Origin of the sequence: Xylanibacter ruminicola (assembly GCF_900107775.1) — a bacterium.
In the GTDB taxonomy this organism is placed as follows: Bacteria; Bacteroidota; Bacteroidia; order Bacteroidales; family Bacteroidaceae; genus Prevotella; species Prevotella ruminicola_C.
The window spans coordinates 525,394-547,052 of sequence record NZ_FNRF01000001.1; the positions used below are offsets into that span (position 1 = coordinate 525,394).

At 41.9% G+C, this 21,659-nt stretch carries 25 protein-coding genes; 10 read left to right on the plus strand and 15 right to left on the minus strand.

Going from position 1 to position 21,659, the window contains the following annotated elements; translation table 11 throughout:
* The first annotated feature begins 4 nt into the window (after positions 1-4).
* The 8 genes from BLU97_RS01885 to BLU97_RS01920 all read left to right on the plus strand — a co-directional run bounded on the left by BLU97_RS01885 (position 5) and on the right by BLU97_RS01920 (position 7,593).
* Positions 5-727 (plus strand): hypothetical protein, encoded by a 723-nt coding sequence (locus BLU97_RS01885; protein WP_074759991.1) that lies wholly within the window; start codon positions 5-7, stop codon positions 725-727.
* Between the two features lie 24 nt (positions 728-751).
* Complete coding sequence (locus BLU97_RS16160; RefSeq protein ID WP_254771636.1) at positions 752-1,582, plus strand: type IA DNA topoisomerase; 831 nt, start codon at positions 752-754, stop codon at positions 1,580-1,582.
* Positions 1,583-1,633: 51 nt separating this feature from the next.
* The gene (locus BLU97_RS01895; protein ID WP_254771637.1) at positions 1,634-2,092 is read left to right on the plus strand and encodes a hypothetical protein; all 459 of its coding nucleotides are present in this window, start codon (positions 1,634-1,636) and stop codon (positions 2,090-2,092) included.
* A 20-nt stretch (positions 2,093-2,112) separates the two neighbouring features.
* The gene (locus BLU97_RS01900) at positions 2,113-3,336 is read left to right on the plus strand and encodes a hypothetical protein (RefSeq protein ID WP_175456280.1); all 1,224 of its coding nucleotides are present in this window, start codon (positions 2,113-2,115) and stop codon (positions 3,334-3,336) included.
* Positions 3,337-3,718: 382 nt separating this feature from the next.
* Positions 3,719-4,249 (plus strand): phosphoribosyltransferase, encoded by a 531-nt coding sequence (locus BLU97_RS01905; RefSeq protein ID WP_074759994.1) that lies wholly within the window; start codon positions 3,719-3,721, stop codon positions 4,247-4,249.
* A 12-nt stretch (positions 4,250-4,261) separates the two neighbouring features.
* On the plus strand, positions 4,262-4,960 hold the full coding sequence (gene radC, locus BLU97_RS01910) for a RadC family protein (protein WP_074759995.1): 699 nt from the start codon (positions 4,262-4,264) through the stop codon (positions 4,958-4,960).
* A gap of 956 nt (positions 4,961-5,916) precedes the next feature.
* A complete protein-coding gene (locus tag BLU97_RS15725; protein ID WP_074759996.1) occupies positions 5,917-6,150 on the plus strand; it encodes a DUF6926 domain-containing protein in 234 nt (77 codons plus the stop codon).
* A 111-nt stretch (positions 6,151-6,261) separates the two neighbouring features.
* Entirely contained in the window at positions 6,262-7,593 is a 1,332-nt protein-coding gene (locus BLU97_RS01920) for a DUF2851 family protein (RefSeq protein ID WP_074759997.1), read from the plus strand.
* 168 nt (positions 7,594-7,761) lie between these two features.
* Here the strand turns inward: BLU97_RS01920 and BLU97_RS01925 are convergent, their stop codons facing one another.
* From BLU97_RS01925 to BLU97_RS01995, 15 genes are all read right to left on the minus strand, one after another.
* A complete protein-coding gene (locus BLU97_RS01925; protein ID WP_081352814.1) occupies positions 7,762-8,859 on the minus strand; it encodes an ATP-binding protein in 1,098 nt (365 codons plus the stop codon).
* A gap of 8 nt (positions 8,860-8,867) precedes the next feature.
* Positions 8,868-9,197, minus strand: a complete 330-nt coding sequence (locus BLU97_RS01930) for a DUF6140 family protein (RefSeq protein ID WP_139208695.1) — start codon at positions 9,195-9,197, stop codon at positions 8,868-8,870.
* Positions 9,194-9,982, minus strand: a complete 789-nt coding sequence (locus BLU97_RS01935) for a hypothetical protein (protein ID WP_074760000.1) — start codon at positions 9,980-9,982, stop codon at positions 9,194-9,196. Before BLU97_RS01935 ends, BLU97_RS01930 begins: the two co-directional genes overlap by 4 nt.
* A gap of 17 nt (positions 9,983-9,999) precedes the next feature.
* Complete coding sequence (locus BLU97_RS01940) at positions 10,000-10,518, minus strand: hypothetical protein (RefSeq protein WP_074760001.1); 519 nt, start codon at positions 10,516-10,518, stop codon at positions 10,000-10,002.
* 15 nt (positions 10,519-10,533) lie between these two features.
* On the minus strand, positions 10,534-11,787 hold the full coding sequence (locus tag BLU97_RS01945) for a hypothetical protein (protein WP_139208697.1): 1,254 nt from the start codon (positions 11,785-11,787) through the stop codon (positions 10,534-10,536).
* A 64-nt stretch (positions 11,788-11,851) separates the two neighbouring features.
* Positions 11,852-12,778 (minus strand): WYL domain-containing protein, encoded by a 927-nt coding sequence (locus BLU97_RS01950; RefSeq protein ID WP_139208698.1) that lies wholly within the window; start codon positions 12,776-12,778, stop codon positions 11,852-11,854.
* Between the two features lie 21 nt (positions 12,779-12,799).
* Positions 12,800-13,876: a hypothetical protein gene (locus tag BLU97_RS01955; RefSeq protein WP_074760003.1), complete on the minus strand. Its 1,077-nt coding sequence runs from the start codon at positions 13,874-13,876 to the stop codon at positions 12,800-12,802.
* 116 nt (positions 13,877-13,992) lie between these two features.
* The gene (locus BLU97_RS01960; protein WP_074760004.1) at positions 13,993-14,721 is read right to left on the minus strand and encodes a hypothetical protein; all 729 of its coding nucleotides are present in this window, start codon (positions 14,719-14,721) and stop codon (positions 13,993-13,995) included.
* Between the two features lie 4 nt (positions 14,722-14,725).
* Positions 14,726-15,007, minus strand: a complete 282-nt coding sequence (locus tag BLU97_RS01965; protein WP_074760005.1) for a hypothetical protein — start codon at positions 15,005-15,007, stop codon at positions 14,726-14,728.
* A gap of 12 nt (positions 15,008-15,019) precedes the next feature.
* Entirely contained in the window at positions 15,020-15,439 is a 420-nt protein-coding gene (locus tag BLU97_RS01970) for a hypothetical protein (RefSeq protein ID WP_074760006.1), read from the minus strand.
* Between the two features lie 94 nt (positions 15,440-15,533).
* Positions 15,534-15,755: a DUF6140 family protein gene (locus tag BLU97_RS16400; RefSeq protein WP_074760007.1), complete on the minus strand. Its 222-nt coding sequence runs from the start codon at positions 15,753-15,755 to the stop codon at positions 15,534-15,536.
* A gap of 6 nt (positions 15,756-15,761) precedes the next feature.
* Positions 15,762-16,547, minus strand: coding sequence for a uracil-DNA glycosylase family protein (locus BLU97_RS01980; RefSeq protein ID WP_074760008.1), 786 nt, complete (start codon positions 16,545-16,547; stop codon positions 15,762-15,764).
* Between the two features lie 60 nt (positions 16,548-16,607).
* Complete coding sequence (locus BLU97_RS01985) at positions 16,608-17,795, minus strand: PD-(D/E)XK nuclease family protein (RefSeq protein ID WP_074760009.1); 1,188 nt, start codon at positions 17,793-17,795, stop codon at positions 16,608-16,610.
* 19 nt (positions 17,796-17,814) lie between these two features.
* On the minus strand, positions 17,815-18,306 hold the full coding sequence (locus BLU97_RS01990) for a 3'-5' exonuclease (RefSeq protein WP_074760010.1): 492 nt from the start codon (positions 18,304-18,306) through the stop codon (positions 17,815-17,817).
* Positions 18,303-19,220, minus strand: coding sequence for a helix-turn-helix transcriptional regulator (locus BLU97_RS01995; RefSeq protein ID WP_074760011.1), 918 nt, complete (start codon positions 19,218-19,220; stop codon positions 18,303-18,305). The genes BLU97_RS01990 and BLU97_RS01995 overlap by 4 nt, the downstream gene beginning before the upstream one ends.
* Positions 19,221-19,654: 434 nt before the next feature.
* Here BLU97_RS01995 and BLU97_RS02000 point away from each other — a divergent pair, with 434 nt between their 5' ends.
* Together BLU97_RS02000 and BLU97_RS02005 are read left to right on the plus strand one after the other, a co-directional pair.
* A complete protein-coding gene (locus BLU97_RS02000; RefSeq protein ID WP_074760012.1) occupies positions 19,655-20,935 on the plus strand; it encodes an agmatine deiminase family protein in 1,281 nt (426 codons plus the stop codon).
* Between the two features lie 4 nt (positions 20,936-20,939).
* The gene (locus BLU97_RS02005; protein WP_074760013.1) at positions 20,940-21,656 is read left to right on the plus strand and encodes a hypothetical protein; all 717 of its coding nucleotides are present in this window, start codon (positions 20,940-20,942) and stop codon (positions 21,654-21,656) included.
* Positions 21,657-21,659 lie beyond the last annotated feature (3 nt).

The window sequence follows — 21,659 nt, forward strand, 5'->3', positions numbered from 1 at the left end:
GACGATGAAAAGACAACTGATTTGTTTCATTTCTCTTCTTCTACTCTCGAATGAGTGCTTTGCACAGCAGACCGACCCGACCTTGACGGCAGCAGTTGGCGCACAAAGTGCCATGTTGAACAGCTTGTTCAGCAAGCGTGAGAAGACCCAGAAGAAGATTATTGCCGCTGAAACGGCTGTAACTGTAGCAATGGACAGGATGCACAAGGTAGAGGACCAGATGCTGGAGTACCTGTCGAATGCGCAGGGAGCCATGCAGAACCTCTATCAGATAAAACGTGCTGCAGAACTGGTTACTACTGAGATTCCGCAGAACATGAATCTTGTGAAGAAGTCTCTGCCTGGTCATCTGAAGGGAACGGCTATCGCCATACTGGTTTCGGACGAACTGACGGATGCTGCTACGCAGATGGCCAGCCTCTATCCGTTCATGAAGCAGTTGGTGACCAGTGGCAGCTACAACGTATCGGATTACGACGAGAAGGGCAATCCTGTGAACAAGAAGCATAAGGTGAACCTGCTGAACTCGGCTGAACGGTACTATGTTGCCAACGAGGTAGTCACTAAGTTGGAAAGCATCAATACCGACCTATGGCTGTTGGCATGGCAGATCAGAACGTACTCTTGGAATGACCTCTGGTATGGGCTTGACCCTGTAGGATGGGCATCGGTCATGTCAGGCAAGGCTATCGTGGAAGGTCTGATATACGATTGGCAGTATCTGTAAAGGATGGAAGAAGAAACTAACAATATGACAAGAGAAAAGACAGAAATGACAGAAAAAAAGGTAATTGGAAAATGTCCCGTATGTGGCGGCGACGTAATGGAGTCGCCGTTGGGATTCTGTTGCAACGGCACGACCAAGGAGGGTCGGCGTTGCCAGTTCGTCATCCACCGCAAGATGCATGGGGTAGAAATGACGGAGGAGATTTGCCGTCAGTTGCTCAGTGAGGGTAGGACGGGCATCATGGAGATGAAGAACAAGAAGAACCAGCCATTCCTGGCCATGTTCATCATCGAGGATGGTAAAGTGCATCTTGATTTCGTATCTCACTATATGGAAGGCCGCTGCCCTATATGCGGTGGAAGGGTGAAGAAAACGAGTAAGGGCTATGCCTGTGAAAATCATGTCGGGCCGAATCCCACCTGCGACTTCTATATGATGGGTATCATCTGCAACCGTAAGATTACGGACGAGGAAGTGGAGAGATTCCTCAGTGGTGAGCGGTTGACACTTGACGGCTTTTCTACGAACGACGGACATATGTTCTCCTCTACGCTTCAGCTGAATGAGAAAGGAAGTGTGTCCTTGGAGTCTAAGATAACCAAATGTCCTGTCTGCGGAGGTGAGATACATGTGGGCATGAAAGCCTACAACTGCAGTAACTACAAGGATAAGGATCATCCATGTAACTTCTCCATCTGGCGGAACATTTCTGGTCACGAGGTGTCTGTGGAGGAAGCCAGACAGATATGTGAAGATGGACAGACGAAGGAGGTGCTGGAACTGTATAAGGAGGACGGCACGATTTACTACAAGCGCCTTGGATTGAACAAGGAGAATCAGGTAATCAGAATTTAAATTGCAGAAATAATGAAGAAACTCATGATAGCAGTGGCTGTCCTGCTTGGAATGACAGCATGCTCGGACAAGAATCAGCAGATGAAGGATTTGGCGGAGATCAGTCTCTGCCAATCCCTGGGCGAGAGTACGGACGTGAAGATCCTCGGTGTGTCGGAGCCTGACTCCACTTTCGGAACAAGCTATCTGTCACCGGAAGAGAAGAAGGCTGTGATGGCCACAATGCAGAAGGTGACGAAGCAGATAATGAGCCGCACGAACAATATGGAAACCTTCGACCCCAGTGATGATTATGTCATCAACCTGGCAGAGCGTCAGATGAGGGCTAATGCCGACCTGAGAGGAATGCTTTTCGAGTGTGACAAGAAAGGCGAATGGAACGGCTGGAAGGTGAAGATTGACTACGAGGCAAAAGGCGGGCACGAAATGGACTACCGCGCCGAACGCTGGTTCTTCTTCGACAAGGAAGGTGGTGTGATTATCAAAACTATCGAGTTTCCTTTACCATAATGACTATGACACAAGAAAGAATGAATACTGTCGGTAGTGACGAGACTTTCTCGGATGACATCCGGGCTTTGAGAAAAGAGCGCGCGAAGATAAAGAACCGGCGTGATGACATTGTTATTTTCCCGAATGGTGACAAATGGTTTGTCTTTGACGATGATGCCAACAGACTCTTTGAAGTGCTGGGGTGGCAGACGAGTGAAAAGCTGATGGATGAAGGTGCCATCAGTTGGATGAATCTCAGTGATGAGGGCAGAGAAGCATTGTTGCTCACTGACTTGAATCCTATCAGTCTCTGGAAACACGCTGAAATCAATGTTGCCGGATGGTCATCGGAAGAGGATTATAAGGCCGACAGGCTTTCTTTGGCTCAGCAGACCTTGGACTATCTGCTTCAGTTTAACCGCAATGATCATGCCATCGTGAATCTTGGGAAGTTCCCCATCTACTCGAAAGACGGAGACATTGACACCACAGAGAATATATGCTTCGTCGATTTCGATGGTCGCGGAAGCGTCAATCTGTTCACAGAAAGCGGCAAGACCATCAATCTGGTTTACGGCCAGGAATGGAACATGATGGGTGGTGGAGATTATATCATCAGTACGGGTAACATGCTGAATACTCAGCTCGAAGATGTGAAGCACACGCTGTTAAACTACGGTTCGGTGGAGATGCAGCGGCAGTTGAAGACGGATGATATCATGGAGGAGTACAACTCTTTCCTCAGCAAGTATCGCTACGACCATGTGCTGATGGAGCAGCAGGACTTCTATGAGGCTCTTGGTGATGATGCTGTGTCGATGGCCAGCAAGTATCATCTGAAGCTTTGGGACAGGGACGCTGGTAACGGTCTCGTCGTGCCGATGGTGATGCTGAACATCAATCAGGTGGACAAGGTTCTCTCCGAGGCGGACGACGTGCTGATTGAGGAAAGCCGAATCATGGAGTCGAGGGATGAATTGGCCCTGAAGCCGAGTCCGCTGAACGAAGGGCTAAACGAGACACTGCACTTCAATGAGAGTGGAATTAAGAAAACCCGCAATGGCGACTATATGGTGTGGGCTCGCCTAAACGGAGTGGACTTGCCAGACAAGGAAATCTCGCCGGAAATGGGTATCAGATATCTGCGGCTGATTGGTGGAGCCGAGAAGGAGCTGCTACTGAGATCAGCCCTCCAGCAGAGCTATGGCACGGAGATTGGCCAGCTCGCCACTCACAGCCAGTCGGCTATGGTCAAGATATAATAGGTTAGTATTAAGGTACTAAGATTATTCAGGATAATATCTTTTAGTTCATACGATTAATCAGATTATGCAGCGTCCCTCATTGCCTGTGAAGGTAGTGGGGGATTTTTCTTTTAGGCTTTGAACACCTTGGCCGTCGGCGGCGCCAGATTTTACGATGCAAAGGTAAATGGCTGCTGATGGATGGCCTCGGCTTTCAAAGTGTTTTCCCAACAATCTTCCTTTCCCTTCTGGAAAGAGTATTCCCGTAAAAACACACCGAACCTTCCGATTGCCATTCGTCAGTCAGCCACCTTTTGCGAGCATCGTAAAAACAAGTCCCGCAGACGGCAAGGAGCAAAAGCTCCAAACCAAAGGGAAAAGATTAAAACTCAAACATACGATGCTGAAATACGCTTTATTCGACTACATTCCCAAACGCAAGATGCGCAGGGCAACCTTCGAGCAGCAGGACACCACAAGAAAGGTGCTCGACTTCAAGGCAGGCAAGCAGTATGCCACAAGGTGGGCAGCACGAGAGATGGCTCGTGCCATCCGTCACAACGACTTGTCTGATACGATTATCGTCTGCATCCCTGCCAGTTGCAAGCGCACCAACGACCGCAGATACAAGCAGTTTATGAAGGAACTTTGTGAACTGACGGGTGCCATCAACGGCTTCGACTTGGTGCAACCTATGGGAAAACGCAGGAAAGCACACATCGACCACGTGCATGAAATCGCTGACGGAGCATCGGAGTGCATCCACATTAACGACAATGCCCTCAAAGGGAAGAAAGTACTTGTGGTTGATGACATCGTGACCACAGGAAAGACAGCCAACTCGTTTATCGACATGCTGCAATCCGCAGGTGCCGACGTGAGAGGTGCCCTCTTCCTCTCAAAGACTAAAAGCTATCGCAAAAATCATTAATCCGTATTAGATATGAACGCAACAACAGTTAAACTAAGTGTTAGGAATTGGGCAGAGGAAGACCGCCCGAGTTACAAACTTCTGAACTACGGCGCAGGTTCGCTGACCGATGCAGAGATTATTTCGCTCCTTGTAGGCAGTGGTACGGCTCAATATAATGCCGTGGAGATTGCCAACCACATACTTTGCAAGTTCGACCGCGACCTCTCAAAGCTAAGCAAGGCAGAGGTTTATGAGCTGAACGATGTGGAGGGAGTCGGTACACAGACTATCTGCAAGCTGATGGCAGCCATGGAGTTAGGCAAGCGCAGACAGATGGCAGGACGCTCCTTTGCTCCTGACCTCTGCACGGCAACGTCAATCTACAATTATATGCTGCCGAAGATGCAAGACCTCAAGACGGAGGAGTTCTGGGTTCTGCTCTGCAATCAGAACTATAAACTCATCAAGCCCGTCCGTATCAGCCAAGGCGGTATTACCGAGACTTCCGTAGACATCCGTATCATCATGAAAGAGGCGGTGCTCTGCAATGCGACGATTTTAGCAGCAGTTCACAACCACCCCAGCGGCTGCATCCACCCCAGCCGGTACGATGATGAACTAACGAATAGCATCAAGAGGGCGTGTCAGCTGATGAGAATCCATTTCACTGACCATGTGATAGTATGTGACGGCCAGTATTATTCGTATTCAGAGAGAGGACGGCTGTAATGCCGTTCTTTCCCTGCCTGGCATCGGATAGGTGACTCGATGGAGGTTTCCCCCCGTCGGGTCGGATGCTCCCTATGGGTCGCATCCTCGCGGGTCGAGCCGTTCAGTCTCGCCCGTAAAGAGGTATCGCCGATGGTCGCATTATTCTTTGCTCTCTTTCCTTGGGAGGATGTGGGGGACGGGAACACAGCCCTGCATCCGCTGACGTAGGCAATTGCCTGGCACTCCTTTCGCTGTCGGTACAGGGCTATGCCTTGCACGGGCAACTGTCAGTCGGCGCAGTCAAGTTGCTTACATCGGCTGGATGCCGGCAAAGTTCCCGTCCAGGTGGAGGCCAAATAGCCGGGCTATTTCAGAATCAGCGGACAAGCCGCAGACACTGCTTCGGGACAGAGGTATCGCCGATGGTCAGTCGTTCTTTTCCCTTTTGGCTTGGGAGAACTGGAGTTCCCCGAAAGCCGTAGCGGTAGTCATGTCCGCAGCGAGTGCGAACGTCACTACTGCCACCACTTTCGCCTTCCGTTCAGGGACGGACGGAAGTGAGGGTCATCGAGCCATTGCCGACGTGCGCTGCTGGCTTGCTGCACGGGTGGCACGTCCTTTTGGCCGATGACTCACCTGTGCAGGAATCCGCAGGCAGTCGGCAGAGGCTCTGCGAGGCTGCTCCGCAAGGGGAGGGGAATGTCAGGCCAGCCGCTCCTTGCTGTCCTTGGGATGATTTTAACGATGCAAAGGTAACGTGCCGCTGTCGGATGGCCTCGGTATTCATTGCCAACAGGCTGAAATCTTCCTCATTATTGCATGATGAGCGTATTTCAGGCAGTTGCCAACGGCACCTTCCGATTGTCATGCGACGGTCGGCTACCTTTGTCGGGCATCGTAAAATCAAACCCCAGACGGCAAGGAGCAAAGGCTCCAAACCAAAGGGAAAAAGTTAAACTCAAACATCAGTAAATATGAGACATTGCGACACCTATCAGATTCCTGCCTACGCAGTACCCTACATCGCCAACGATGACCCGACAGGGCTTAGTGACCTCGAAATCGAGCTGATTGACGGCTTTATGGCTTCTACTTTCCCTCGTGGATGCAGCGTCGATTGGGACACATGCCAGCAACCGCACTTCTCGCTTTCGCCAGAGTTCGGCCAGCCGTGCGAGGTCTATGATGCGGTGATGTACGGCTATTAGAAAGAAACTTTTCTGTCAGCACAATCGATTGTGCATATTGTTAGGCGACCTCTCGGTTCGTGAGAATAGGGAGGCTTTTCAAAGAAACGTGTAACATTAAAATATATCATTATGTGTAAGAGTATCGACATCTTTCAAGCGGCAATAACGAATAAAGAACTGCTGAAATACTGCTGGAAGCATAAACTGACGGCAGAGGAGAACCGAGTGACAACGGACGGCAAAGAGGTGTTTGTCATTGACCAGGGACTACATAACCGACAAGCCGACGCGCCCGACTTCTTCAATGCGAAAGTGAGGATTAATGGAACGCTTTGGGTGGGCAACGTTGTAGTGACCGACAAGGCATCCGACTGGTATCTGAAGGGGATGGACAGAAAGAGCATCTATGACAATGTGGTGTTGGCCGTGGTGGGATTGGCCGATACGGACATCATCAACTCAAAGGGGCAGCGGATAGAGGTGATGCGGATGCATGTGCCGCAGCATGTGACAGAAGGATATGAAAGACTGATGGACGAAGGAGGGCAGACGCTTTGCCATGAGAACGTGAGCAACTGCACGATGCTGACCATCCGCGCATGGCTGAGTGCCTTGCAGACGGAGCGGATGGAATGGCAGCTAAGCGAGGTGGAGCGCAGGGTGAAGGAGTGCGGAAGCTGGGACGCAGCCTATTTCGTGACCCTCGCTCGTACCTTTGGGATGGGTGTGAATGGCGAACTGATGGAACGTGTGGCGATGTCGATACCGCAGTCGGCACTCGACTATCACGGCGATGATCTGTTTCAGTTAGAGGCTCTTTTCTTGGGGCAGGCAGGTTTGCTGGACTTGGAAATAATCCCCGAAAAGTACCACCACGACACGCTGATGGAGGGCTACTTTGCCAAAATCCGTAACGAATATCTCTATCTCGCACACAAATACCAGCTACGACCCGTCGATGGCAAGCTATGGCAACCGATGGCATGCGGTCGCAACCGAGCGCCACACGTCGCTTTGAGTTGGTTGGCAAACATGTGCTATCAGCGCAAGACCTCGCTGCAGACCATGCTCAGCATAAAGTCGGCAAAGGAACTACACGACTTCTTGACGGTTACGGCCACACCTTATTGGCAGATGCACGGCCACTTTGGAGCTTGTAGCGCAAGGAGCGACAAGGCTCTGACTGCCGAGCGGCTGAACCTAATCATCATCAATGCCGTTGTGCCGACACTCTTTGCCTACGGACGAGCCAAGTGCAAGGAGGAATATTGTGACCGAGCTTTTGACCTGATAGAGCAGTGCAAGACCGAGAAGAACGACATCACCAAGTATTGGGAGCAGAAGGGCATTAAGGCTGAGAATGCAGGGGACTCGCAGGCACTAATCCAGCTTCAGCGCGAATACTGCGACAAGCATCAGTGCTTGCGTTGCCGCTTCGGTTATCAGTACTTGAAGGATTGAAATCTACACTATGAAATGTCAGTCCGGCATCGTTCAGCGTGAGCGGTGTCGGACGTTTTCTGTCGAGTCCGTCGGCTGCTCCCGTCACTGGTCGCAGCCTCGCGGGACAAGACGCTTTCTGCATCTCGCCCCGTTACAAGGTATCTCCGATGGTCGAAGTTATTACTATCATATTTGCCCTTTGCGCCTGAGTCTATTCTTTATCATCTTATTGTAAAGGACTTCGGCCATATCAGCATGAGTGTACAAGTAGTGATACACCTCTTCTTTGATGAAGTCACCTGTAAATTTCTTAATGCTCATACCATCAGGCGCCATTAAGGTAGAACCCAATTTGATTTTTGTTTGGCTTTCAAACACAGGATCTTGTATTTGAATTGATACAGCTGCAACAATCCCAGGGAAAACATCTGCTGGTTTAAATCTGTCATAGAAGAAGTGTATGGTTCGGGTAAGGTAATACTTGAATGCCTCCAGATGCGTACCGCCAGATGGGGTTTCGTGGCCATTCACAAATGAGTAACAGGTATCCTCATCGTCATCTATATGAGTGAAAGCAATCTCAATACCTTTGCTTTGCAGATGGACAATTGGGTAAAGCTTCTCACTGGTCAGCCGCGCTTCAAGTAGGTCTTTAACTCCATGATGAGAACAGATATGTTGCCCCATAAAATCGATACCCAATCCAACATTCATATAGGCAATGTGACGTAGGATATTCAGAACTATATCAGTATGAAACCGATAACTTCCGAAGAACTGATTGTCTGGTTCAAAAATTACATATGTACCATTACTGGCCTGCGTCTTTTCTGTTATGTCACTAATCAACCGGCCACGTTCAAAGACTGCTTTTCGCACGTTACCATCTTGAAAGCTCTGTATCTCAAAACGTTGGCATAATGCATTCACAATCTTAAGACCTAAGCCAGTCGGATCAATCGATCTTCGAAATCTCTCCGATTCTTTCTTCTCGCCCCAATATCGTTTACAAGCATAATGTATGAGTTTCCCTAAAGGTATGCCTCTTCCATAGTCTCGAATAGTAGCCACACGACCATCATTTATTGTCACTTCTATTCTGTTCTCACCAATCATTCTGAATTCGTCAACAGAATTATTCAGTATCTCTTTCAGCATATCATATAAGCCAGACTCGTAAGTTGAGCCATCTCCAAAATGGCCGATGTACAAACGGGGACGTATGCAAATATGATCCCGTAGAGTTAATGATGATGTCTCAGACATCCTATCCCATAGTTCCATAGACCATTCTATCCGATTTTAATGCAATCAAAGTTTGAGCGATTCATCTGCTTGGGGTCAACTTCAATGCCGTACTTGCTCATGAAGAGTTGTGCCAGCATGGGAGCCTCACGGGATTGTCCCAAGGGAATGATTGTTGATACCGTGCTCGTCTCGACGAACATTCCTTTTTCAAGCCGTTGACGCTTGTTCTTACATGCGACATTGCCGCTGTTCTTAACTGAAATCTTCCAAAGTGCCATAATTTTCTTTTTTAATTGGTTCATGGCACAAAGATAATGGGGAGTTATGCCATTTTGAGGCACAACTCCTAATAATTTGATAATAGGAATAATCATTTGACCTTTATTGCCTCTAATTCACTCAGATTCTTTACCAGTTTTTCAACTAGAAAATCATATGGATGGTTTATGCCTTCTAAATGAAGTTGTGTAGAAATTCTGTACCAATCCCATAATTGTCTATCTGTAATCCCATCCAAAGACTTTTGATACCAATTACGATATTTGTCTGATACGAAAGACATTCCCATCTTATCCAGATGATAGAGCATCTTGTTTATCTTCTCAGAAAAGGTCTCGCCATCTGCATAATCAATAACGATTTTCGTTTCACATATTTCTTTTGTAACTCTGACTAAAAGCTTCCACACCTCGTCAACAGAGATTTTTCTCCCCGATGAAGATATTACCCAGAGATATTCGTATGGATCTAATGCCCCTTGATCAATTACATAGGATTTCTCTTCACATAGTCTTCTTATAACAAATGGGCGATTTCTTCCTATGGATAGTTCTTCTTGATGTTCCATAATATATGATGTTGGGAAATGCCTCACGATGGGCCAAGCACATTGAACTTCATGGTATCTATCCCACAGTTCAGAAATAACTGGTTCAAAAGAATTATCCCACAAGTCTAATAATCGTGAGTATGCCCATTCTCGATAAGATTTTTCTCGGCGAAGATGATGCATTAGAACCAACATTTGCACTTTCTTGTCAAGTCCTACAAAACGCCGCCTTAGTTCTCTCAAGGCAGCATTTTCTGCTTTTCTGTTATCACTCTGCAAGTCCTTTAATACAGACCTCAAAGAAGTATTCCAACTATTGGGTTGCTTCATCGATAATTCCAATTCATTTAAAAAATAAGCACGGCATCACGCAAAAACCAATTCAATAGCAGCTTATTGCTACAAAATATGGGTCTTGAAACTATATCAAATGGGTAAGTGCAGAACATCACTTTTTCAATCATTGTGTCCTGTGAAAAAGCTCGTGCAATAAACATTCGCTGCAAATTATCCTCAACGGTACATTCTGAAATCCATTTCATTCCAAACAACTTGGCCGGGTCATGTTTCTGTAAATGATTGCCATCAGGGAATATGTACTGAATAACTTGGAAACCCTCAAAGAATGGATCCTTCAGTAATTCCTCGTCATAAACAACATAATAACAATATAATAGAACATCCAGATTCTTACTTTTGAGCGGACTAGGAAAGTCTCTAAATAGCCTTTTAAGATACTTGAAATCTACATCCTCGTTCCCTTCTTTTTGCACGACAACCAGAATTTTCGCAGAAGGATTACCACTACCAATGTTCTTATTGGGGAACCTTTCGCCCAATCTTTTAAGTTCATTAGAATACTCCATAAGTCTTTCATTTCTTTAATAACCTAACTTTTTACCATATACATCTCGATAAATATACTTTAGCCAGATTAACTTCCCTACTATTATGGATTTCCTCTCATAGGATTTAACTTCATCAAAAGCGTCCATAAGCGCATTATATGTATCTTTTGAAATATAATCTTTCTTGATTCTTCCCATTATATAAGATTTTTTATATATGTAACAACAATCAAGAATGCTAGATAATATAAACCAGTACTCATCATACACATTAATTATGTAAGATGCTATTTCTTTAACTACCTCATGAGGTGCGACAACAAATATTAAAGCCAAAGTTTCACTAATATAATGATGATACCTATGCTTGTAGTTCATAATCATAAAAGATGAATCGTCTTTTAGTTTGTGAAATGCATATATCCAGGTGTCTACCCACTTCAAGGGGTCTTCTGCGACATGCCCATTTATTGTTTTTAAAATCCTACTACATATTTTCTTCTTTGAATCAAAATCAGATATTTCTCCAGATGCAATTTTGTCGACATGTCTTTTTATATATGAAACATCTGATACTCCAAAATTGGAGTAGGGTCTATTGATAGCATAATCAATACTACACTTTAATCTTCTCTGGATCTTTTTTGATACTTTTTCGAATGAAATTGTAGCTATCATTTCTCTATTCCTTGTTTCTGTTTCATAACAAACAATTCTTTGTGCTCGACTAGGTTTGATTTGGCCACCCCAATATCTCATATTAAACAAATCAACAGGATTTTGACGTGCAAATTCTTTTTCATTTAGAAAAGTATAAATAACATAACGGATTTGCTGAAAAAAAGAATCTTTCAACAATTCCTCATCAAAGAGCGTATAAAATGCATACTTAAAAAAATCTATCTTGTCTGTGATGTCCCATTGCATTTCATCTAAAAAATACTGTATGCGATGCCAAGATAGACTGGTACCATCGTTGCAAATAATAATTCCATCTTTGCTCTTTCGCAATATATCACGTTGCCCCTTGAATGGGTACAATGGGTTGAAAGTAGATTCATTGCCAACCTGTCCTTCATCGGCGAAGAAGTCTACAACATCATCAAAGTCTGTCTGGTTCTCAATGTTTGCTAGCCATTGCTTAGAGTTATTTTCGTTATAGACATCAAGCCGTTCATCATCCATCTTTGGAACGATAATAAGAATATTGGCATTAGGATTGCCATAGCCAATGAACTTGCCCTGATGGGCCTTAACCATGTTTTTAAAATCTACTGAGTATTCCATATCTTTTCTTTTTGACAGCAAAGATATGGGGGCAATATGCAACATGATTGCATATCAGAAGAAATTATTCATAAAAATCGCGCATTTCTTGAATAATGGCTTTGACTTGCTGACGGAAGGCGTCTGGCGAGATTACTTCCAGCTGGTTACCATGACTTAAAACCTCCTGAATAAAATCGTAGGTTGGTGCTATCTTATATTCAAAGATAGTATAATCTGCATTTGACTCAATTTCACGCTGGCTATGATGCAAAGGAAGTGAACGCAAATAATAAGGTTTCTCACAATAGGCCTTCACTCTTATTGTCATAGGCTTCGCATCATGGAATACGCCATAATAATCTCTATAATAATCTTGGGGCGAGAAATCTTTGGGATAAGTGAACTTTGATTCCAAGACTTCTACACGCTTGATACGATCAAGTCCAAAGCGGTGTATTTCCTTTCCTGGCAAAACAAGCGCCATCACATACCAACGACGTTTGAACATTCTGATGAAGTAAGGATTAACCTTTAACTCCTGAATGGTATTGCCAAAGAAATCCTCATAATCAATCACTAATTGACGATTATCACGCATGGCAGTTGTAATAATTTCGAGGTAATACCTCCCAGAAGGAACATCCTCCAACATAATCCTATCACTGATAGAGCGGTTATCCATCAAGAGATTGCTAACAGCAAAGGAATCGAGCAGCCATTGGTTGATAGAATCATTCTCCAGCGCATCAGGGTTATCTATATAATATAGGTTAGAACCTCTTTGGCACTCAATCACAACCCCAAACTGCATCAAAATCGCATTTCGATGATTATGGAAAGTTCGCAGTTTCAAAGGCTGGTGCAGATCATTGATATACGCATTATCCCATTTGCTGGCAATATCCTCAAACGAAATCTTGCCAGCATCATAGATGGTGGATATGAGCCACATGTATTTTGCGTATAATCTATCTGTCACTTTATTTACTAGGGAATTTTCATCTTTCAAAATATTACGAATAACAGGCACTTATAGCTCATTCAATGAATTGGCTAAGAAGTGAATAAGATTATCGGTATCCTGTTTGCAAAGACCTTTTCGCCACATTGAATTTGGGTGTAAAGACCAAATAACCTTTGTTTTATATTGCTTGCTTAAATAAACGGCACGATACTTTTTGTCACTATCTGTATACAGATCCTTTTGCCACTGAAAATCTGTACCATCTAAAAAATCCATTTTTTCTATCCATGAAAGAACAAATACATAGTCTGGGTGATATGCCTCAATCATTGTTCTTAATGACTCGAAAGGTTTTGCGGCCTCGCAAATAGTATAGTATTCTGTCGATGGCAACAGAGTAGGTTCCTCATATCGCTTTCTTAAGGTTTCTATTAGTTCTATAGAATATAAATTTCCATATCCGATTTCTTCCAAAATCTCTTTCTGTTTTTCATCTATTGTTGTTATATCCGAAACTAACTGACCAGTTCTTATTAATAGATGCAGTTTATTTGCAAAATTCCAAAAAGACCCAGAGTTATTTTTCCAAGTCAACATTTTATCTACGTCTACGCATTTAGTGTTCGCATCGAGATAGTCTTCAAGTCTGTTTTCTTTATATGATTTCTTCAATGTTTCGATAGGTTCCCAATAATATGTATCCCTGCCGACATACATAATTTTCACAGGAGCACTTCCATATTTAGGCATTGTATATGGAACAAATGGGCCTTGATCATATCCTTTGTCGTACAAAGGAATTGTTTTGTCGCAAAATTCTTTTAAGAGCGGGAGGAAATACCCCATATTTATCATTGCATTATCTTTTTTGGATTTTTTGTTTGCTGCCACCAATGTCTCATAAGCCGTTACTACTTTCTTTTCGTTCAGACTAAACCAATGTTTAAAGGTCATATTCATGATGAATTCTGCAGTCTTTTTGCTTACCCCATACTTATCACAAATAGCCAGGTATGTTTCTTCCAAATCATTGGCAGCGTCAGTTGTGTCAATAAGTTCTTTCTGAACCATACCCCTTTTAAAAATAGAGCATAAATCCTTCAGAATTTGCTCATCCTGACATTTATATATAGTAGCCATCATAACTTAGTAAGTTGTTTATTTATATACAGCAAAGGTAAGAAAATAATTGTTATATAATGACAAGAGTAGCCATTTCTTTTGCCTTTTTATTATTTTTTAAGTAGAAAAGATTCAGATTAATCATAGAAGTCACACTTCCCCCAATTCAAGTCATCACAATAATCTTTCGTGTTGTAGGTATGATAATCACATTCAACTTTTATCTCTATGTTGAAGTTACGTACCCATAGAAGATCGAAAATAGAAAATTCCATATGACTGAAAAGATTGTGAAAATCGTAAATCAGATGCATATCTTTGGTCATTTCTCTATCGAGTCCCTCATTATGGTTATCCCATTCGTCATGTCCATATAGCATTTCGTTTTCAGTATCTATCTGTGTATCCCAACTTCTTATTGTAAAACTACCAGCACCCTCTATATCATAGAGTGGCATAAAATTGTCAAGACAGCCGTTTAACACAGCCCATATTTTCTTAGCTCTCATTGTCTGCACTGGATGTATGGTTGAATAGGCATAGCCCAACAAACATTTACCATCTACTTCCAGACTGCCGTATTGACAAGTATCTTTTGTTGCTTGGTAGAGTGCTAAGGTCCGTTTCCGCATCTCTTTCAATTGTCCAATAAGCGCTTCGTTGAAATCGTAGAGTAGTTGTTTGTATTTATCATCTAATACAAACATATCGTTTAATATATTCTTTCTGATACTTAGCAATCTTCTAATGGTATATACTTCTGTTTCATTATGCATACCATGTTTTTCGTTGTCGAAGTAAATATCCAAAATTTCCGTTTCAATCTCTTTTACTGCTTTAGTCTTGAATATATCTTGTACTTTCATCTTTTTAGGATTTGAAGTAATCAATAATTTTTCTCCAAATAGAACGATGTCCTTTTTTACATTCATTTCCTGACATAGGGTTAAGTGCAATATCCAACATGGTCATTAGTGAAATAGTATGTTGAGTCTTCCATCCACAATGTAACTTTACATAAGTATTTATTCGTTCTGTTACAAACCTTGCTGCATTTTGGTACTTTTCTTCTTCACCTTTGATGATATTCACTTCTATGAGTTCATCATAAACTTCAAGCTGTATCTTTGTTTTCTGTTCATTGTTTACCATAATTCATATCAGTTATTTACTACAAATCAAATACAATGCTATACGTGCTCCAATTGAGTCGTCAAAGCCCAGCCCCCATTTGATGACTGCATTTTGAGGAAAACAACTCACAATATCTGAGACGGTACCGAATTCTTTCATCATGAGTTGGTAACGAGGTGAATGCATAAACAGCATTACAACTTTGTTGTATTGCTTTAATTTGAAACCCACATCTTTTAAGATTTCATTATAGAGTGATTCTATTCTTTTTGTTCCTGGACAGAAATTTGAATAATACACCTTACTTAAAACGGTGGATTCTTGATACAGATAATTCAAATCATTATAACTGAATTGTATGACAGTTGACTGATCCACAATCTTCTGGATAAGCCCCTCTAGCATTAACTTGCCATCATTTAACCCGTTGTTTGACTTTACGTATAACATACAATTTGTACCGTTTGTTGAGTGCAAAGATAAAATGAAGCTATGCCGTTTTGAGGCATAACTTCATTAAAGTTTCAAGAAAATAGATTATTTCCTATTTTTTCTCGAAAGAGAGTCTTGTTTCGTTGATGAAATGTATCTTCTTCAAGTCGACACCATACTTCTTAATAAATAATTGATTAACAGCATCGTGATGCATCGTCTTAAACAAAGGATGATCTAATGTTGGAGTGATGTACTCGACAAACATTCCTTTTTCCAAATGAACACCATTATATGTAATAGTGTCCTTAACTGTAATCTTCCAAGTTGCCATACGTTCTTATTTCATTTTTGATTGATAATCTAGAAATGCCCTATAATGATACATAACACCATCATAGATGTCGGAGGACGTTTTTATGAATGCGCTCGGATGATAAGAGCAGAATATCAGTGTACCTGTCGGAGTATGAAACCTGACGGAGTTATGTTCCTTTCCAATGCTGACAAGTTCATCATGGGGGTACATCTTGATGACGAAATCGTAGATGTACTGGCTGGTACAGACAATCATAGTAGGAGAAAGTATCTCAATTTCCCTTTGTAGCAAATCTCCGTAGTTAAGGAGATGTTGCTTTAATTCTTCATCTTCAAGTTTTCCTCCACCCGGCTGTTTCTTACATTCAACGATGGCAAAGGGTTGGGTATTGAAAAACTCCTTCACCTCGTCAATATGCATTGTGACTTCATCATACCACCATGGATTATCATGGTCTGCCTTTGATAATCCCCAAAGAAGGAAAGCAAGATTCCGTAAAAATGGACTTTCAATGTTTCTGTTTGCTTCCTTCGTCTTATAGTGACTATCTTTGTCCTTCTCGGTATCTATCAACCATTCGCGAATATCTTCATCCCACTTTTCACTGCCAACCTGATTCTGATCTTTCAGCAAAAACAAGATACGATTGCGTGACGAAAGCCAAGCATCTTCATTTTTCTCTATGGGAACGCTGTTATACACGATACCATCCTTCGTGAAATGAGATGTGCTGTCTTTTGCTTTCATTCTAGAGTGCCACTCGGTAAAGAGGCTTTCCAACTCTTTTTCAATACTCTTATTCATCATTATAGAAAATGTATTCCAGATAAAAAGATAACCACTTGCAAAAGATTATACAAGTCAGTGTTACAAAAGCCCTGTTTCTTTAGCTCCTTGATACAACGATGTAAATCTTTCAACTCCCTGTTGGGTTGTGCACCAGACTATCCATTCTTTATTTTCTGTATTGAAATGATCTATTCCTACTTTTTTGAGTAATTGAATTACTTGATCGTACAAATCTGGCATCTCGTCTTTTTTATATGTTGTATATTGGAAACCCCAATATGGAAGGTGGTTTGGAGAGTCGTAACCGTCCCAAATTCCCATCCACACCTTGTTTTTTAGCTGTATGCCAAATGAATGATCGTCTTCTGAGAGCTTTATGCCGAGTTTTTCTTCAATCTGCTTTTGCCATTCTCGTACCTTCTCATGTGAGCACTTCTTTCTAATATCAATTTTAAGATTCTCAATTGAACGAAGTAGTTCCTCTGTTTTTTCATACTGATTTTCAAGAGCCTGTATCTGCTCTTCCATAGGACTGTTTTCTACGTGGAGTTCTTTTAAAAGTAATTCCTTAATTTCGTTATTCATATCTTTATCTAATGATGTTGTGTGAAATTTATTTTCTAAAAAATCAATATATTGGTCCAATGCGCTGTCAATATGAGGCTCGTTAGTTACTGACAAACATCTAAGCCAATCTGTTATATCGTATTTATAGGATTGAACCGTATAATGTTCTTCACCTAATTCCTCAAACACGTTGTTTTCGTTGTTTTCGTCGCATAGGGAATATTCAGAGGGTGGATTATGATTGGTCGGATTTAAGTATATCACATATATTTGAGATAGGCTATATCCATATTTGTCTATGGCAATCTCATGTACATATCTATATACTTGATTTCTTTGTTCTTCTGCAGAATTCACTTTATTTTCTATGATGATAAAAATATCTTCCCCTTTAAGTGCAACGTCTACCCTATCTGTTTCTGCAGTGACATTCAAATAGTCATGCTCTAGATTCAAAAAACTTTCTAAGAAAGAGTGTTGAATAGCTGGATGCCTGAGCATATCTGCTAGCACCAGGCTATGCCCAGTTTCCTTAAATCTCCCATGACATGCTGCTTCAATAACGTTTAAATGAAATGGCCGTTTGGACAAATGTTTTTTAATAATGTTAGACACTTGTAATGAAAAACATATTCCCGACTTCAATCCATCAAGTTTGTATTGAAATAAACTATTACTGAGTGATAATGTCTTGATCATTTCCGATTTAATATATAGTCTACAATAATTCTCTTGCTATCCACGCACATGCTTCTGCATCGGCCAATGCATGGTGGTGGTTCTCTAACTGATAACCACAGGCTGCTGCTACTGTATGCAACTGGTGGTTCTCCAGATTTGGGAGTTCACAGCGTGCTGCTTTCAGCGTATCGTAAAACTCATAGTCGGGGTAGTCCATCTGATACACACGGAACACGGCCTTCAGACAGCTCTCGTCAAAGGGTTTGTTGTGAGCCACCAATGGCAGTCCTTCAATCATTGGTTCTATCTGAGCCCATACGTCTGGGAATACAGGTGCATTTTCAGTATCGTCGCTGCAAAGCCCATGTACCTGACTGCACCAGTAGTTGTAGTAATTAGGCTCTGGCTGGATAAGCGAGTAGAACGAATCAACTATCTTGCCATCCCTTACGATGACTATTCCGACGCTACAAACACTGCTTCGCTCGTTGTTAGCCGTTTCAAAATCTATTGCAGCAAAATCTTTCATCCCTCATTAGTATTATACTTGTTCCACATTCTCTTTATCTTGCCTGCTATCTCCTTCCGTAGCCATATTGGTTCCAAAACTTCTATGTCTTCGCCCATTGAGAGGACTTCCTGCTGAAAATCAAACTCAGGACATAGACGTAGTTGGAAAATGCTATACTCACCACTTCTCTCGATTTCTTTCTGAGTGCTATGAAGTGGGAGCGAACGGAGATAGTTGGCCTGACCTGCTGATACCTTCAACTTAATCGTCTGAGGTTTGGCATCAGTATTGGCGATGATACCATAGAAGTTCTCAAAGAAATCAGATGGATCAAAGTCATCTATCATCTTGAATTTTTGGTCTTTCAATACTTCTACATCGTAAATCCTGTCAACAGCATATATCATCAGTCGCTGATAATACGGGTTCCACGCTAACAAGTACCAGCGTTGCTTGAACAGCTTGACACAATAAGGCTCTATATTGAAGGTGTTACTTTCTTCGCGCCAATAGCTCTGGTAGGTAATTCGAATGACATTGTTCTTCTTCATTGCCTCAATGATCGTCGAAAGATACTCTTGCCCTGAAGGAACATCTTCAAGCAGAATCCTGTCTTTCATATTTTGGTTCTCAATGAGAAGATTGCTTACCGAGATAGTGCTTAACAGCCAACTCCGCAAACTGCCACTTTTTATCTCACTGGCATTTTCTATATAATAATGGTAACCACCCTTACGCTCGCATTCAATCACTAGTCCAAACATCTCCTCTACAGCGATTCGCCACTTATGGAAGGTACGAAGAGCAAGTTCAACACCCTCGCTCATGTCATTATCCAACCACTTTTCGTTGATTTCCTCGAACGTTATGCGTTTAGCCTTGTAGATGGTTTCTACAAGCCAAACATACTTATTTAAGAGGTTCTTAGCCATAATACAACTCTATTGTTTGGTGCAAAGATAGTAAAAACATGTGAATAATTGAGGCACAAGTTGGAAAATTTTTCGTTTTTAGTTAAGATTTCTATTGTTTTCCTATCTGCTGTTCCCGTCGCTGGTCGCAGCCTCGCGAAGCAAGACTCCATCAGAGCCTCGCCCCGTTACAAAGTATCTCCGATGATCGAAGAATGAGTGCTATTACCTTTCTGAGACTCTTAAAAAATGTAAATCGCCCTTTTTCTGCTATATATTAATTATAATTTTAACAGGGGTAACCCCCTGTCTATTTCTATATAAATTTTATATTTAAATATTTGATAATCAGCGAGTTAAGAAATCATAACGAGCTGGCATTTTCTCTCTCAAAAATTTGGTTTGAAACCATAATCCGTCTATCTTTGCACTCAAATTTCAAAAGCTATACGCATATGGAAAAGTTTCTTTTAGACCCCAAAGCTCCAGGAGCATTTTCTTCTGATGTGATGCACAAAGTAGTCTTAAACGGCATTGATTTCGAACTCCCAGACGATATTTGGGATGTCATTGACGATGCATTTGGTAATTACTGGAATGTCGAAGTTGGATATGGCGGCTGGCCAGATTTCAATTCTGCCGTTAGATCTATCTCTAATTGGTTGCAAAAGGAACATATTATCTTTTCATTAGATAAGATTGCAACTATCGTGAACGTTATGTTTGACTGGATAGAACAAATTCCTGGAGCGACCCTCGATGATAGCGAAGTGGTTATCCCACATAATTATGAAGAGACAGAGCGACTCCGTCAGGAGATTAAGAAACATGAACGTAATCTTAAGGAATTATTGCCTGGCATATCTGGTATTCCAGTTTCTAACTTTAATGATACTTTGACTAATTTCGTGTACATCTCCGATAAATTAAAGGAGTTCTATCCCAGAACCTATTCACGACTTACCAAACTGTTCAACGAGATGGATATTGAATGGGGGGAGATAGATGGAACTAAAGACATTTGGATTCGTGACTATATGCCCATCCAGATATCTGATGACCACTTTATCGTTTACAATTACAATCCTGACTACCTGAAAGATTCAGGAGAAGAATATCTCACAGATTCACATTCCATAGCCGATGGATTTCTTAATCATTGCAATAAGAGCCATTATGATATTACGTTGGATGGCGGAAACATTGTAACATGTGCTGGGCACAGAGTACTTACGGATAAGGTGTTTCAAGAAAACGGTAAGGAGAAATATGACCCGGATTTTTGTGATTACATAAGTCACGTCCTTGATTCTAGGGTTATTTTCCTGCCTTGGCATTGTGATAATCCACAGGAGCCTGATGCAGATGTTTATGGACATGCAGATGGTCTTGTACATTGGGCTGGTGATAATAGAGTCTTAATGTCTAATCATCGAGATTCTTTTCCTGAAGAGGCAGATGAAATCAAATACCGCTTGGAGGCTGTAGGGTTCGAGGTCATTGAAATGCTTTTTGACGTACCAAATCCAAATAGGGATTTCAATTGGGCCTATATCAACTATCTACAAGTGGGAAATAAGATTATTGTGCCAACGTTTGGAATACCTGAAGACAAGCAAGCCTTAAAGTATATCCGCGATGCTAATCCAGACTGTATTGTAAGAGGTTTTCGATTGAGAGATATTGCTAAAAATGGTGGCGCTCTTCATTGTATAACATGGAACATAAAGAAATAATTGTATGCAAACAATCAATGTTATAAATAATATTGTATTAAAGGATGGAATACTTCATGCCTACGGCAGGGAGGGGAATGTAACAAGAGTATTCCTAAGACAAGGTAATCTTGAAGGTAGGTGTGCCGTATATAGTCTTATGATGCTGCTGATGTTACATGGAATACTTAACAGAGAGGATCTGTTACGTAAAGTAAGTGCCAAAGCTCCTGAATATATAAAGAAATTGAAAGGACAATTTAATCATTGTACTACAAGGGGATATTCGTTGAGGGAATTACGTATAAAGCTATTGCGCTCTTTCAACAACAAGATACCTGTAGATGTATATGTTATCAGAAACCGTGATAAAGATAATCTGAAAAAAATACATGATATGATTATGGCACAAATAGATATAGGTTATTCTGTACAACTTGCATTCTGGAATCCCAAAAGGAAATATGGACATTCAGTTGTTGCTATTGGATATACCTTGTTTGGAACAACTCTTCGGCTTTTTTGTCTTGATTCTGCATGTCCCTTGCCATATGCATCTATATGGAATAACGTTATTGACGTAAACATTGACTATGACGATGTGGATAAATTAGACTTTAACCATCAGGCAAATGAAAAAGTACTCGTAGATGCGATACTACTGATTGATGATTGGAAATGGCAAAATGCTGCTATTTTACCCTTTGAACCAGAGGAAAACAACTCGATTTTACCATTCTAATAT